15 protein-coding genes are annotated in these 14,251 nt (G+C 69.3%); all 15 read right to left on the reverse strand.

Annotated elements, in window-relative coordinates; all coding sequences use genetic code 11:
• Positions 1–72 precede the first annotated feature (72 nt).
• On the reverse strand, positions 73–753 hold the full coding sequence (gene trmB / locus ILT42_RS07730) for a tRNA (guanine(46)-N(7))-methyltransferase TrmB (protein WP_204214858.1): 681 nt from the start codon (positions 751–753) through the stop codon (positions 73–75).
• Between the two features lie 4 nt (positions 754–757).
• On the reverse strand, positions 758–1,933 hold the full coding sequence (gene metK, locus ILT42_RS07735; RefSeq protein ID WP_204214859.1) for a methionine adenosyltransferase: 1,176 nt from the start codon (positions 1,931–1,933) through the stop codon (positions 758–760).
• Positions 1,934–2,051: 118 nt separating this feature from the next.
• On the reverse strand, positions 2,052–2,477 hold the full coding sequence (locus tag ILT42_RS07740; protein WP_204214860.1) for a helix-turn-helix domain-containing protein: 426 nt from the start codon (positions 2,475–2,477) through the stop codon (positions 2,052–2,054).
• A gap of 48 nt (positions 2,478–2,525) precedes the next feature.
• On the reverse strand, positions 2,526–4,136 hold the full coding sequence (lnt, locus tag ILT42_RS07745) for an apolipoprotein N-acyltransferase (protein WP_407664506.1): 1,611 nt from the start codon (positions 4,134–4,136) through the stop codon (positions 2,526–2,528).
• Complete coding sequence (locus ILT42_RS07750; RefSeq protein WP_204214862.1) at positions 4,133–5,170, reverse strand: hemolysin family protein; 1,038 nt, start codon at positions 5,168–5,170, stop codon at positions 4,133–4,135. The genes lnt and ILT42_RS07750 overlap by 4 nt, the downstream gene beginning before the upstream one ends.
• Before the next feature lie 13 nt (positions 5,171–5,183).
• Entirely contained in the window at positions 5,184–5,681 is a 498-nt protein-coding gene (gene ybeY, locus ILT42_RS07755) for an rRNA maturation RNase YbeY (RefSeq protein ID WP_204214863.1), read from the reverse strand.
• Positions 5,678–6,772 carry a PhoH family protein gene (locus ILT42_RS07760; RefSeq protein ID WP_229428360.1) on the reverse strand — a complete coding sequence of 365 codons (1,095 nt, stop codon included), beginning with the start codon at positions 6,770–6,772 and terminating at the stop codon, positions 5,678–5,680. Before ILT42_RS07760 ends, ybeY begins: the two co-directional genes overlap by 4 nt.
• A gap of 15 nt (positions 6,773–6,787) precedes the next feature.
• Positions 6,788–8,146: a tRNA (N6-isopentenyl adenosine(37)-C2)-methylthiotransferase MiaB gene (miaB, locus tag ILT42_RS07765; protein WP_204214865.1), complete on the reverse strand. Its 1,359-nt coding sequence runs from the start codon at positions 8,144–8,146 to the stop codon at positions 6,788–6,790.
• 114 nt (positions 8,147–8,260) lie between these two features.
• The gene (locus ILT42_RS07770) at positions 8,261–10,009 is read right to left on the reverse strand and encodes an adenylate/guanylate cyclase domain-containing protein (RefSeq protein WP_204214866.1); all 1,749 of its coding nucleotides are present in this window, start codon (positions 10,007–10,009) and stop codon (positions 8,261–8,263) included.
• A gap of 194 nt (positions 10,010–10,203) precedes the next feature.
• Positions 10,204–10,971, reverse strand: a complete 768-nt coding sequence (locus ILT42_RS07775; RefSeq protein WP_204214867.1) for a lysophospholipid acyltransferase family protein — start codon at positions 10,969–10,971, stop codon at positions 10,204–10,206.
• The gene (locus tag ILT42_RS07780) at positions 10,968–11,456 is read right to left on the reverse strand and encodes a Fur family transcriptional regulator (protein ID WP_324617723.1); all 489 of its coding nucleotides are present in this window, start codon (positions 11,454–11,456) and stop codon (positions 10,968–10,970) included. The genes ILT42_RS07775 and ILT42_RS07780 overlap by 4 nt, the downstream gene beginning before the upstream one ends.
• A 104-nt stretch (positions 11,457–11,560) precedes the next feature.
• Positions 11,561–12,040: a GNAT family N-acetyltransferase gene (locus ILT42_RS07785; RefSeq protein ID WP_204214868.1), complete on the reverse strand. Its 480-nt coding sequence runs from the start codon at positions 12,038–12,040 to the stop codon at positions 11,561–11,563.
• Positions 12,041–12,103: 63 nt separating this feature from the next.
• Positions 12,104–12,787: a tRNA (adenosine(37)-N6)-threonylcarbamoyltransferase complex dimerization subunit type 1 TsaB gene (gene tsaB / locus ILT42_RS07790; protein ID WP_204214869.1), complete on the reverse strand. Its 684-nt coding sequence runs from the start codon at positions 12,785–12,787 to the stop codon at positions 12,104–12,106.
• A 150-nt stretch (positions 12,788–12,937) separates the two neighbouring features.
• Positions 12,938–13,498, reverse strand: a complete 561-nt coding sequence (locus ILT42_RS07795) for a NifU family protein (protein WP_204214870.1) — start codon at positions 13,496–13,498, stop codon at positions 12,938–12,940.
• Between the two features lie 212 nt (positions 13,499–13,710).
• Positions 13,711–14,208, reverse strand: a complete 498-nt coding sequence (locus tag ILT42_RS07800; RefSeq protein ID WP_204214871.1) for a universal stress protein — start codon at positions 14,206–14,208, stop codon at positions 13,711–13,713.
• Positions 14,209–14,251 lie beyond the last annotated feature (43 nt).

Consider the following 14,251-nt stretch of genomic DNA (forward strand, 5'->3'; position numbering starts at 1 on the left):
GGCCCCAACCTCAACGTCCCGGTCGCCCTGGTCCGTGCCGTGGGGCACAGGATGGCAGGACCGGCTCGTCCGTTACACCCGGACGAAGGTCAGGTACGAGGGCACGCGGCCTTCCCGCAGGGCCTTGGCCTCGTAGCGGGTGCCGGGCCAGCCGGCCCAGGGACGGCGCCAGTCGTCCGGCCGGGCGGCGGTCCAGCGGAAATCCGGGGATCGCAGGATTCGGGCGATGCCCCAGCCCGCGTAATCGTCGATGTCGGTGGCGAAGCGCAACTGGGCACCGGGTCGCATGACCCGCGCCAGCAGGCTCAAGGTCTCGTCCGAGACCAGGCGCCGCTTGCGCTGACGGCGCTTGGGCCAGGGGTCCGGGTAGAGGATATAGACCCGGTCGAAGGCCGCCTCCGGCAAGGCCGGCAGGAGGTGGGTGACGTCGTCGTCCCAGAGACGGACGTTCGTCAGGCCCTCTCCGTCGATCAAGGCCAGCATTTTGGCCATGCCGTTCAGGAAGGGTTCGCAGCCGATGATGTTCACGTCCGGATGGGCGCGGGCCTGGGCGGCGAGGTGCTCGCCGCCGCCGAAGCCGATCTCGAGCCAGGTCTCGCGGCCGGGGGCCGGGAACAGCTCCGAGAGGGCAGCCCCCGGCGCGACCCGCAGGGCCGGGAGCAGGTTTTGGACCAGGTCGTCCTGGCCGGCGCGCAGCCTCTTGCCTTTCCGGCGCCCGAAGAAGGCGCCGGTCCCTTCGGAGGCTGCGGTCATAGCCTTAGGCCAGGGCCGACTTGAGGCTGTCGGCGAGGTCCGTCTTTTCCCACGAGAAGCCGCCATCGGCTTCCGGGGCGCGGCCGAAATGGCCGTAGGCGGCCGTACGGGCGTAGATCGGGCGGTTCAGGTTCAGATGGGTGCGGATACCGCGGGGCGACAGGTCCATGGCCTCCATCAGGAACGTCTCGAGCTTGCCCTCGTCCACCTTGCCGGTGCCATGCAGGTCCGCGTAGATCGACAGGGGCTTGGCCACGCCGATGGCGTAGGAGAGCTGCAGGGTGCAGCGGTCGGCGAGGCCCGCCGCCACCACGTTCTTGGCGAGATACCGCGCCGCGTAGGCCGCCGAGCGGTCCACCTTCGTCGGGTCCTTGCCCGAGAACGCGCCGCCGCCGTGGGGAGCCGCGCCGCCATAGGTGTCCACGATGATCTTCCGGCCCGTGAGGCCGCAATCGCCGTCCGGGCCGCCGATCACGAACTTGCCCGTGGGGTTCACGTGCCAGACCGTCTCGTCGTTGACCCAGCCCTGCGGCAGGGTCTTGCGGATATAGGGCTCCACGATGCCGCGCACGTCATCGGAGGACAGGTTCTCGTCGAGATGCTGGGTCGACAGGACGATCTGGGTCGCGGCGACAGGCTTGCCGTTCTCGTAGCGCACCGTCACCTGACTCTTGGCGTCGGGGCCCAGGACGGCGGCGCCGTTTTCCTTGGACTTGCGGGCCTTGGTGAGGTTCTCCAGGATCTTGTGGGCGTAGTAGATCGGGGCCGGCATCAGCTCCGGGGTCTCGTTGCAGGCATAGCCGAACATGATGCCCTGGTCGCCCGCGCCCTCATCCTTGTTGCCGGCGGCGTCCACGCCCTGGGCGATGTCGGCCGACTGGGCGTGCAGGTGGATCGCCACGTCGGCGGTCTTCCAATGGAAGCCGTCCTGCTCGTAGCCGATATCCTTGATGGCCGCGCGGGTGAGCTCCTCGACCTGCTCGATCACGGAGGACGGGCCGCGCACCTCACCGGCGATCACGACGCGGTTGGTGGTCGCGAGCGTCTCGGCGGCCACGCGGGCCTCCGGCTGCGCCGCCAGGTAGGCGTCCACGATGCTGTCGGAGATCCGATCGCAAACCTTGTCCGGATGGCCTTCGGAGACGGATTCGCTCGTGAAAAGGTAGCTTGAGCGCGGCACGGGATATTCCTTTGGGTTTTATCGCGAGATGAAGGATCCGCGCCCCCAGGGATGCCGCGGAAAGCGCCGTCATGGCCCAAGGCCGCAGAAAGGTCAAGAAAAACGGCGAACGCGTTCTTTATGAAGAACGCGGCTCGTCTTCTCCGGAGGCCTCCTCCGAGGCGGACAGCACCGAGACGAGCTGCACGATGCTGCGACGAACCTTCGCACTCTTGATCTGCGCGAAGGTGCGCACGAGCTGCAGCCCTTCCGGGGTCGACATGACCTCCGCTGCGTAGGGCGCGGCGTCCGTGTCGGAGAAGCCGCTGTCCTTGCGGCTCTTGAGGCCGGTGAAGAAGAACTCGATCTCGACGCCCAGCACGGTGGCGATGTCGACGAGGCGGCCGACGCTGATCCGGTTGGTGCCCTTCTCGTATTTCTGAACCTGCTGGAACGTCAGTCCCAGCATCTCGCCGAGCTTCTCCTGGGACATTCCCACCGTCATCCGACGCATGCGCACGCGGCTGCCGATTTCCACATCGATCTCGGTGGTCGACTTCTTCATCGATCAAGCTCTCCCCGCGAGCGTGGCCAGGGCGCCAGGCTCCGCCCGTCAAATGTTCCCAAAGGGAAGCCGCCGCCGCCGACGGACAACCAGAAGGGTGAAAATAACCACAAGCGTAGCAATTAATACTGCCTGCCAGTACCCCCTGTATGGGGAGGGGTGGACTGCAAGTGGTAAATTCGCGTCCAGGACGCCCTCACTGCCCAGGCCGAGACGGCCGACGATGCGGCCATAGGGGTCGATCACGGCCGAAATGCCGGTGTTTGCGGCCCGGATGAGGGGGAGACCTTCCTCAACGGCACGCAGGCGGGCCTGGGCGAAGTGCTGGTATGGCCCTGGCGTCTGCCCGAACCAGGCATCGTTGGTGACATTCAGGATTGCATTCGGGCGCGGACCATCGCCCAGGACTTCGCCGGGGAAAATCGCTTCGTAACAAATTGTCGCAGCCAGCGGCGGCAGGCCGGGCACCGGCAGCGCGCCGCCCCGCCGGCCCGGCTCGAACCCCCCGGGGATATGAACGAACTGCCTCAGGCCCACCCAGCGGATGAGGGTGTCCAGGAAGCCCGGGATGTACTCCCCGAAGGGCACGAGGTGGACCTTGTCGTAGGCCCCCAGGATCGTGCCCCGGTCGTCGATGGCCTGGATCGCGTTGAAGAACCGGCCCACGCTCTCGCCTGGGAGCGGCTCGTCCATGCGGGCCGCGCCGGTGACCAGCACCTGCCCCGGATTCAGGAGCGCCGCGATCTGGGCCAGGGAGGCGGGATCCCGGTGCAGCAGGAACGGGAACGCGGATTCCGGCCAGATGATGTGGGTGATGCCCTCCAGGCCCTCCCCCTGGTCGTTCGCCTCGGCGCTGATCGTCAGGTAGCGGCGCATGATGGCGTCGCGGTTGCGGGGGTTGAACTTGGCGTCCTGGGGCAGGTTGGGCTGCATGATGCGAAGCCGCACGGCCTCCACCGTCCCGACGGGGGCGTCCGGCACCCGCCAGGCCCCGAAGGCCGCCATTCCGGCCAGGAGCGCGGCCGCGAGGCCCGGCAGGACCAGGCGCTCGCGCGCGCCGCGTCCGGTCAGCAGCACGGCCGGCGCGGCGCCGATGAACACCGCCATCACCGTGAGCCCGTAGAGCCCCGCCAGGGTGGCGCTCTGCATGAGCCAGAGGTTCTGCCCCAGCGCCATGCCGGGATTGTTCCAGGGGAAGCCCGTGAAGAGATGGCCGCGCAGCCATTCGCTGACCGTGAGCCCCAGCACGAGGGCCAGCACCCGCGTGGCGTCGCCCGTCCAGAGCAGGCGGGCCAGCGCGAAGCCCAGGGCCGTGAAGAAGGCCAGGAGGGCGGGCAGGCCGAGAACCCCGAAAGGCAGCGCCCAGGCGAACTGGTCGGCCTCGACCAGGAACGCGGCCCCGAGCCACCACAGCCCCGCCACGAAGTAGCCGAAGCCCCAGGCCCAGCCGATGAGCGCCGCGGTCGCGAGCGTGCGCCGCCGCGAACCGGACGCGCCCGCGCCGTCGAGGAGCCAGATGGCGGGCGAGAGAGACAGGATCAGGGCCGGGAGAAAGCCGAAGGGCGGCATGGCCAGCGCGCCCACGGCACCACTGGCGACGGCCATGAGCCAGCGGCGCCATCCTGTCGCCAGGATGACGCGATCCATCACCCGGTTCATTCGGCGGCGGCTTTTTCCGGGGGCGGCCGATGGGCCGGATCGGCGGGCTCGGACGCGGCCTCCGGCGAGCGGCGGTGGATGCGCAGGCGCTTGACCCGGCGCGGATCGGCGTCCAGCACCTCGAACTCGAGCCCGAAGGGCCCCGCGATGAGCTCGCCCCGGGAGGGCACGCGACCCGCGAAGGTCACGAGGAAGCCCCCGATGGTGTCGATGTCCTCGGCGCTGACCTCGTCGTTCAGGTCGACCCCGAGGCTCTCCTTCACCTCGTCGAGGCTCGCCCGGGCATCGGCCACGTAGGTGCCGTCGCTGCTCTCCATGATCGACATCGCGGTGGCGTCGTCGTGCTCGTCCTCGATGTCGCCCACCACCATCTCGACCAGGTCCTCGATGGACACGAGGCCGTCGGTGCCGCCGTATTCGTCGATGACGAGGGCCATGTGGGTCCGGGTCGCCTGCATGCGCACCAGGAGGTCGATGGCCGGCATGGAGCGGGGCACGAAGAGGACCGGCCGCAGGATCTTGGCGTCCGCCAGGGTGAGCGAGAGGTCGACCCGGATGAGGCTCGGGGCCGCCACGGGGGCGCCTTCGGGGTCGCGCCGGCGGCGGGCCGTCCGGTCGTCGGCCCGCTCGGCGATGAAGTCCAGGAAGTCCCGGATATGGACCATGCCCTTGGGGTCGTCGAGGGTTTCGCCGTAGACCGGGAGCCGGGAATGGCCGGCGGTGCGGAAGAGGCCGAGCAGGTCGCCCAAGGACATGTCCGCCGCCACCGCGATGATGTCGGCGCGGGGCACCATCACGTCCTCGACGCGGATGCGGTGGAAGCCCAGCACGTTCTTGAGCATCGCCCGCTCCTGGGGCGAGAAGTCCGTGTCCTCGTCGGCCTCCGCCAGAACGTCCTCGAGGTCGTGGCGGAAGGATTCGCGGGCTTTGAGGCCGAGCCGGATCAGGACCCGGTCGTACCAATGGTCACGAACGCCCTCCGGGTCCGATGGGGACCGGACGGGACGTTCGTTGCGACTTCGATCATCATTCATGGTGGTTCAAGTTTCAGCCGTCGCCTCTCGGCGCAGGGGCTGCCATATCGCGATAGGGGTCGGCGATGCCAAGATTGGCCAGGGCTTTGACCTCGAGAGCTTCCATGGCCTCCGCCTCCTCCTCGACCTCGTGGTCGTAGCCGAGCAGGTGCAGCACCCCATGGACGATCAGGTGGGCGTAGTGGTGGGCGAGAGGCTTCGATTCGTCCTCCGCCTCCCGCGCCAGTGTCTGACAGGCTAATGCAAGATCGCCCAAATGGCGAGGAGAATGCTCGCCGGGCATGGGCGGCGCCGGAAAGGACAGGACATTGGTGGGCTTGTCCTTCCCGCGCCATTCCCGGTTCAGCTCGCGGATGCCGGCGTCGTCGGTGAGCATGACGCTGACCTCGTAATCGTCCGCGTCGGCATCCGAGACCGTCAGAGCGGCTTTCGCCGCCCTCCGGCCCAGGGCCTCGGCCTCGGGAAGGGCGGACCAGTCGCCCGCCTCCACCACGAAGTCGAGATCGATCACGCCCGGCGTCCCGGAAGGGCCTGCGGGGTCGTCACGTGTTCGCCCCGGCGAGTCGCCTCGTCATAGGCCGTCACGATGCGGCGCACGAGGTCGTGGCGCACCACATCGCCTTCCCGGAAGGTGACGCGGCCGATGCCCTCGACCCCGTCGAGGATCTTGGTGGCCTCCACGAGACCGGATTTCTGGCCCGGCGGCAGATCGATCTGGGTCGGGTCGCCCGTGATGATCATGCGCGAGCCCTCGCCGAGGCGGGTGAGGAACATCTTCATCTGCATGGAGGTGGTGTTCTGGGCCTCGTCCAGGAGCACCACCGCCTTGGTGAGCGTGCGGCCGCGCATGAAGGCGAGCGGCGCGATCTCGATCATGCCGGTCTGCAGGCCGCGGTCCACGTGGCGGGCCTCCATGAAGTCGTAGAGCGCGTCGTAGATCGGGCGCAGGTAGGGGTCGACCTTGTCGCGCATGTCGCCCGGCAGGAACCCTAAGCGCTCGCCGGCCTCGACCGCCGGCCGGGAGAGGATCAGGCGCTCGGCCTGGCCCTGCTCCAGCAGGGAGACCGCATAGCCCACGGCCAGCCACGTCTTGCCGGTGCCGGCCGGGCCTTCCGCGAAGACGAGCTCGTTCTTCTTGAGCGCCTTGATGTAGTCGTTCTGGGCCGCGTTGCGGGCCCGGACGGGGCCGCGCTTGCGGGTGGCGATCTGGTCGAAGCTCGTCAGGCCTGGAACCGGCACCTCCTCGGAGGAGAACAGGGTGCCCTGAAGGGAGGCCTCCTGCACGGCCCCGTCCACGTCGCCGGGGCTCAGCACCACGCCCTGGCGGGCCTGGTCGTAGAGGCTCTCCAGGACGCGGCGCGCCAGTTCGGAGCCCTCAGGCGTGCCCTTCACGGTCACCCGGTTGCCGTTGGCGGTGGCCACCACGTGGAGGCGGCGCTCGAGATGGGCGAGGTTCTGGTCGAACTGTCCGAAGACCACGCTGGCGAGACGGTTGTCGTCGAAGGTCAAGATGATTTCGGCCTCTTCCTCGACGCCGGGGTGAAAGCTTGCGGGACCCCGTCCCTTGTGACCTCGTGCCGTCACGCTTTCCGATGGCCTCAAATGCCGTCTCCCACGTTACGCCGCCGCCCGGTCGCCGGGTGCGGCTTGTTCCGCGAACAGGCTGTTGGAGCCCGCCCGCACGATCCTGACCCTGACGATCTCGCCCACCCGATGGGTGTCGGTCTCGAACTGCACCGGCTGCAGGTAGGGCGACTTGCCCGCCATCTGGCCCAGATGCCGGCCCGGCTTCTCCAAGAGAACGTCCATGGTGCGCCCGACGGTTCCGTGATTGAAAGCCTGCCTTTGGGTTTCCAACAGGTTTTGCATCCGGGCGAAGCGCTCCGCCTTCACGCTCTCGGGAATCTGGGCCGCGATCTCGGCCGCCGGGGTGCCGGGGCGGGGGCTGTACTTGAAATAGAAGGACGTGGCGAAGCCCACATCCGCGATGAGCCGAAGCGTGTCCTCGAACTCCGAATCGGTCTCGCCCGGAAAGCCCACGATGAAGTCCGACGACAGGGCGATGTCGGGCCGGGCCCGGCGGATGCTCTCGATCACGCGCCGGTACTCGTCCGAGGTGTGCTTGCGGTTCATGGCGGCCAGGATGCGGTCGGAACCGGACTGCACCGGCAGGTGCAGGAACGGCATCACGGCCGGGATGTCCCGGTGGGCCGCGATCAGCTCCTGGTCCATGTCCCGGGGATGGCTAGTGGAGTAGCGCAGCCGCGCGATGCCGGGGATCTCGGCGAGGCGATGGAGCAGGCGCCCCAGCGTCCATGTCGCGCCGTCCGGCCCCTCCCCGTGATAGGCGTTGACGTTCTGGCCGATGAGGGTCAGCTCGCGCACGCCGGCGTCGGCGAGGCGCAGGGCCTCGTCCACGATCCGGGCGACGGGGCGCGAGACCTCGGCGCCGCGGGTATAGGGCACCACGCAGAAGGTGCAGAACTTGTCGCAGCCCTCCTGGATCGTCAGGAACGACGTGACGCCCCGGCTGATCGTCCGGGCCCTGGAGGCGAGCGGCAGATGGTCGAACTTGTCCTCGACCGGGAATTCCGTGTCGACCACGCGGCCCCTGTCGGCCTGATCCAACAGGTCGGGCAGGCGGTGGTAGTTCTGTGGGCCCACCACCACGTCGACCACGGAGGCGCGGCGCAGGATCTCCCGGCCCTCGGCCTGGGCGACGCAGCCCGCCACCACCACCTTGGTGTCGCGCCCGGCCTCGCCCCGCTCCTCCTTCAGCTCGCGCACGCGGCCGAGCTCCGAATAGACCTTCTCGGCGGCCTTCTCGCGGATGTGGCAGGTGTTGAGGATGACGAGATCCGCCTCCTCCATGGCCTTGGTTTCGCTGTATCCCTTGACGGCCAGCACATCCGCCATGCGCTCGGCATCGTAGACGTTCATCTGGCAGCCATAGGATTTCACGAAGACTTTTTTCACGCGGTCGACCTGTTGCGAAGCGAAGCCCTGGGGCCGTGACGGGTTATCGAATGTCCGTCTTTAAGGGTTTTGGGACGTCAAGAGAAGAGCGGTGAGCCTGCGGCACGAGAAGCCTTATTCCGGCAGCCCCGCCTGCCGCAAGCCCTCGCACAGATTGTCGATCACCCGGGCACTGAAGGGCGGGGCGACGCGCACGGCGCCCACGGTCAGGGCCGGGTTGGCGGCCAGCAGGTCGCGCACGCAGGCCTGGGCTTCGGCGTGCCGGCCCGTGTGGCTGTAGGCGGCGCCCAGGAAACGGCCGATCCAGGCGGCGCGCGGGTGGGCGATGCGGGCTTTCTCGAGCCATTCCACGGCCTGCGGGAAGCGCTCGGCCACGAAATGGGCGTCGCCGATCCCCGCATGGGACGAGAACAGCATCGGGTCGAAGGGGCTGAGCCGGATCGCGCGCTCGAAATGCTCGATGGCGGTCTCGGGCTCGTCGATGAAGGTGCGCAGCCAGCCGCTGCGGTTCCAGGCCCAGGCCGAGTTGGGGTCGAGCGCGAGGGCCCGGTCGATGAGAAGGGCGCCCGCCGCGAAATCCCGGGTGATGATCGTGCGCGCGGTGCTCAGCATCGCCAGCACGAGGGGGTCGTCCGAGGTCAGCTCGGCGGCGGCCCGCGCCTTGCCGATCGCGTCCCGCCGGTCGCGCTCCACATCCTCCGACCAGATGTAGATGACGCGCTGGCCGCTGCACCAGGACGACAGGGCGAGCGCCAGCGCATAGGCCGGATCGAGCTCAAGCGCCTGGTCGAGGAGGCGCGACGCGATGGCGTTCGACACCTGATCGGCGGACCACACATGGGGCATGGCCTGCATGACGAGGTCGTAGGCGTTGAGGTTCTCGGGCCGCTTGCGCCGGGCGCGCTCGATCTCGGCCGCGCGGATCGACGGCTGGATCGCGCCCACCACGCTGGCCGTGATCCGGTCCTGCAGGTCGAAGAAGTCGTCGAGCCCGCCGTCGTAGCGCTCGGCCCAGAGATGGCCGCCGGTGGTCGCGTCGATGAGCTGGGCCGTGATGCGCACCCGGTCGCGCGCGATGCGCACGCTGCCCTCCAGCACATAGCGCACGCCGAGCTCGCGGCTGATCCGCTGCACGTGGACCGGCTTGCCCTTGTAGGTGAAGGTGGAATTGCGGGCGATGACGAAGAAGGACCGCACGCGGGAGAGCGCCGCGATGATGTCCTCGGCGATCCCGTCCGCCAGGAACTCACCGTCGCGGTTCTCGCTCATGTTGTCGAAGGGCAGGACCGCGATCGAGGGCCGGTCCGGCATCGCCAGCGCGGGCCTGGTCTCGGGCAGCAGGCCACCGAAGAGGCCGTAGATCCGCACCGGCTTGCGGATGTTCTTCACATGGGTCTCGCCCTCGTCGCGAAACGCCAGGGGCACGTGGTCGCGCACCTCGTCGTAGACCTTGGCGGACAGGCAGATCGCGCCGGGTTCCGCCAACTGCTCCAGGCGCGCCGCGATGTTGACGCCATCGCCGTAAATGTCGCCGTCCTCCTCGATGATGATGTCACCGAGATTGATGCCGATCCTCAGCCGGAGCGGCTGCGTCGCTTCCTGAAGCGATTCCTGCACCGCCACCGCGCAGCGCACGGCCTCCACGGGGCTGGCGAACTCGATCAGGAAGCCGTCGCCGGTGGTTTTGACGACCCGGCCGCGATGGGCGGCCACCTGCGGCGCCAGGACGGTTCGGCGCAGGTGCCGGATCCGCCGCACGGTGCCCTCCTCGTCCTGGCCCATGAGCAGGGAATAGCCCGCCACGTCCGCGGCCAGAACGGCCGCGAGACGGCGCTGCACCTTCGGGTTGTCAGGATCGCCCATCCTCCAAACCCCGCGCGGAAAGCGGAATGGTGCGGCCTTCGGGCGATTTCGTCCAGAGGTGGCGAACGGCGGCGGCCAGGACGGCGCGGAGCGGCTCGGGATCGGGCGGCGGTCGAACGGCATCGCGCGACCATGATCGAGACCGCCCGGCCGTGCCATGCTCCAGCGCACGTGCCTTGATCCGAACCCGGACGCTATCCGCCCTGGATCGCCCGGCGCACCGCTTCCTCAGCCGCGGCGGTGGCCTGCTTGCGGTTGCCGTTGAAGGGCACAGGCTCGCCCCAGGTCACCACCACGTCGAGGGCGCCGTTCGCCACGAAATGCGCCAGGTGCGGGGCCAAGTCCATGTCGGCGTACCAGGCGATGAAGGGCCGCTCGCGACGGGTGACCGGCAGGCCGTTCCGGCGCGTGTAGGACAGGGCCAGGGGCTGCAGGTGAACCGGCCCGGCGCCCGGATCGGTGAGCGCTGCCTGGGCGGCGCCCACGATGGAGGAGCGGAACGGCAGAAGCCGGTTGCCGTCGCTTGTCGTGCCCTCGGGAAACAGCACGATCACCTCGCCCTTCGCCAGCCGCAGGCCCACGGTCTCGTTCACCTCGGCGGTGGCGCCACGTCGGGCCCGGTCGATGAACACCGAGCGCTGGAGCTTCGCCATGAACCCCACCACCGGCCAGCCCTCGATCTCGGACTTGGCGATGAAGGACAGGGGGCGCAGCGATCCGATCACGGGAATGTCGAGCCAGGACACGTGGTTGGACAGGACCAGGGTGGCGGTGCCGGAGGGCGGCGTGCCGCGCTCGATCACCCGCACGCCGAACAGGCACAGGAACAGCCGGTGGAAGCGCATCGGGACGGTGTGCAGCACGCTCCAGCCGAACCGCAGCGCCAGGAGCTGGAGGCCCGCGGCTCCCAGGAGGTAAAGGCCGAGGACCACGAGCCTCAGGCCGACGCCGATTCGCCTCACGCGCCATCCCTTCGGGATGCGCCGTCCGGCCCCGCCCCGGCGGGCCTGTCGCTGGCCTGGGCGTCGGACCTGACGTCGGAGCTGGCGTCGGGCTCGATCGGCACCGCGTAGAGCTCCAGCCGGTGATACACCACCTTGTAGCCCAGGCGCCGGGCGATCTCGGTCTGCAGCGCCTCGATCTCCTCGGAATGGAACTCGATCACGTCCCCGGTCTCGAGGTTGATGAGGTGATCGTGATGCTCCCGCGCGGCGTGCTCGTAGCGCGAGCGCCCGTCGCGGAAGTCGAGGCGCTCGATGATGCCCTGGTTTTCGAACAGCTTGACCGTGCGGTAGACGGTGGACAGGGAAATGCGGTCGTCGACGGCCGCGACGCGGCGGTGCAGCTCCACCACGTCCGGGTGGTCGCTCGCGTCGTCGAGGGCGCGCGCGATGATGCGCCGCTGCCCCGTCATGCGCAGGCCCTTCTCGCGGCAGGCCCGCTCGATGGCGTCGGACCGGCGCGCGGCTTTCTTCTGGCTGGTGCGTGCTGCCACGATTCACTCCCTGCCCGCTTATACGGGACCGGACACGGCGGGGCTACAGGGTGGGCCTACAGGGCGAGGCTCATGGTCAGCGCTGCGGCGCGGGTGCCGTCGGGGCGCGGGTAATAACCCTCCCGGCGGCCCGCCTCCCGGAAGCCGAGGCGGCGGTAGAGGGCGAGCGCCGGTGCGTTGCCGTCCTCCACCTCCAGGTGCACCACGCGGGCGCCCCGGCGCACGAGCGCATCGAGATGGTGGGCCAGGAGCGGGCGGGCGTGGCCCCGGCCCCGGGCCTCGGCCGCCATGGCCACGGTCAGGATCTCGGCCTCGTCCAGGACGACGCGCGAGATCGCGAAGCCGCACAGGGAAGCGCCGAGGAAGAACCCGTCCGCCAGCACGGCCCGGTCGCCCAAGAGGCGCTCGAATTCAGGCACGTCCCAGGGCCGCGCGAAGGCGGCGGCGTGGATCCGCGTGACCCGGGGCGCGTGGGCGGGCGCCAGGGCCTCCAGGCGGGCGCCCGGCGGGGTGCGGAACCAGTCGAGAAAGCTCATCGGGACAACGGGCCGGGACAACCTATCGAGACATTGAGCGGCGGATCGCTTGGACCGGACCGGTCAGCGCCGGGCGATCCGGGCGCCGTCCTGGGGCTTGGCGTCGGGACCGCGCAGGTACAGGGGCTTGGGCAGGGCGCTCGCCGGATCCGCGAGGGCGCCGAGACGCGCCACCCAGGCGATATCGGGGGCGAGCGGGGCGTCCGCGAGGGTCGCCTCGATCCCCTGCGCCCAGGCCTCCGCCGCCAGCGTCGGGGCGGCCGATCCCGCGAGCACCAGGGGCCCGGAACCCAGGAGCCGGAGCGCGTCGCGCAAGGACATGAGGCCCGCCGGAATGATGGTCAGGCCGCCTGCCGCGATGGCCTGCACGTAGATGTGACCGTGCTTGGCGTCGATGGCGGCCGTGTAGAGCCCGCGCGTGCCGCCCGCCAGCATGGGAGCCAGGAAGGCCGACAGGGTCGCGACTCCCACCACCGGAATGCCCGCCGCGAGCCCGATGGCGCGCGCGGCCGAGATGCCCACCCGCAGGCCCGTATAGGAGCCGGGCCCGACCGTGACGGCCACCCGGTCGAGGGCGGAGAACCCGCCCTCGACCCCGGCCACGACCCGGTCGACCAGGGGCAGCAGGGCTTCCGCGTGGCCGCGCTCCATGGGGATCGATTCGCCCGCCAGCGGGATCGTGTCCCCGGCCTGAAGCACGCAGGCCGAGCAGGCGCCGAGCGCCGTATCGATGGCAAGGATGCGCAAGAGGGTCTCCGGACAGGTTCAGGCGGTTGGCTCTTCTTAATGGAGCGAATGGCGAATGGCGAATGGTGAGTGGGCAGGTAAGCGGGCATGAGACGGGAGACGGAACATCAGCCCTCCATTCGCCACTGGCCACCCACCATTCGCTTTGTCCTAGACCGCCTGCACCTCGCGCACGTCCGGCAGGAAGTGGCGCAGGAGGTTCTGGATGCCGTGCTTCAGGGTGGCGGTCGAGGACGGGCAGCCCGAGCAGGCGCCCTTCATGACGAGATAGACCACGCCGTCCTTGAAGCCCCGGAACGTGATGTCGCCGCCGTCGCCCGCCACTGCCGGGCGGATGCGGGTCTCCAGGAGCTCCTTGATGGTGGCCACCGTGGGGGCGTCGTCCTCGTCGAAGAACTCCTCGCCGTCGTCCGTGGCCGGCGCGGCCTCGTTCTGGAACAGCGGCAGGCCGGTCATGAAGTGCTCCATGATGCCGCCGAGAATCGCAGGCTTGAGATGCTGCCACTCGCCATCCGCCTTGGTGACGGTGATGAAATCGTAGCCGAAGAAGACGCCGGTGACGCCCTGCACGGCGAAGAGCCGGCGGGCGAGCGGGGAGGCGTCCGCGCTGTCGGGGTTGCGGGCCTCGAAGGTGCCTTCCGGCATGACGACGCGGCCCGGCAGGAATTTCAGGGTCGCGGGATTGGGCGTGGCTTCGGTCTGAATGAACATGGTCTTTTAGTCCTCTGGCGCCGGTTCAAGGCCGGGCAAGTGGGAGCCGGGATTGGGCTGTAATCCTTCTAGCAGATTTGGGGACGGAGAAGGAAGATTGCCAGGAGACGCGACGGCACCTCCGTCATGGCCGGGCTTGACCCGGCCACCCACGGACCACGTCCCAAGACGTGGGTACCCGGCTCAAGGCCGGGCATGACGGCGCGGCCTGCCTACCCCGCCAGTGCGTCGATTTCCTCGTCGCTCAGCCCGCCCGGCACGATCACGATGGGGATCGGGAAGGTGGAGGCGGCCTTGCCGGCGAGCGTCGTGACCAGGGGGCCGGGGCCGTCCTTGCTGGAGCCGGCGGCCAGCACCAGGAAGGAAATGTCCTCGTCCTCGTTGATCAGCTTGATGATGGTGTCGGCCTTCTCGCCCGTGCGAATCACCTGCTCGGGCTCGACGCCCGCGGCGCCCCGGGCCTCCTTGGCGGCCTCGTCCAGGCGCTTCTGAGCCTCCTCGGTGGCCTCCTCGATCATGGCCTCGCCGACCCCGATCCACTCGAAATTGTCGGGCGGATCGACGATGGCCAGCATGAGCATGCTGGCGCCGGTGCGGGCGGTGCGGCGGGACGCGAAATGCACCGCGCGGGCGCATTCCGGCGTATCGTCGATCACCACCATGAATTTCGGCCGGTGGCCGGCCTCGTAGGATTGGCGCTTTCCGCTCACGATTCAGCCCTCCGCCGCGTCGCGATGCTGCCGCGACGGAAGG

Origin of the sequence: Microvirga pudoricolor (assembly GCF_016892705.1) — a bacterium.
Classification (GTDB): Bacteria; Pseudomonadota; Alphaproteobacteria; order Rhizobiales; family Beijerinckiaceae; genus Microvirga; species Microvirga pudoricolor.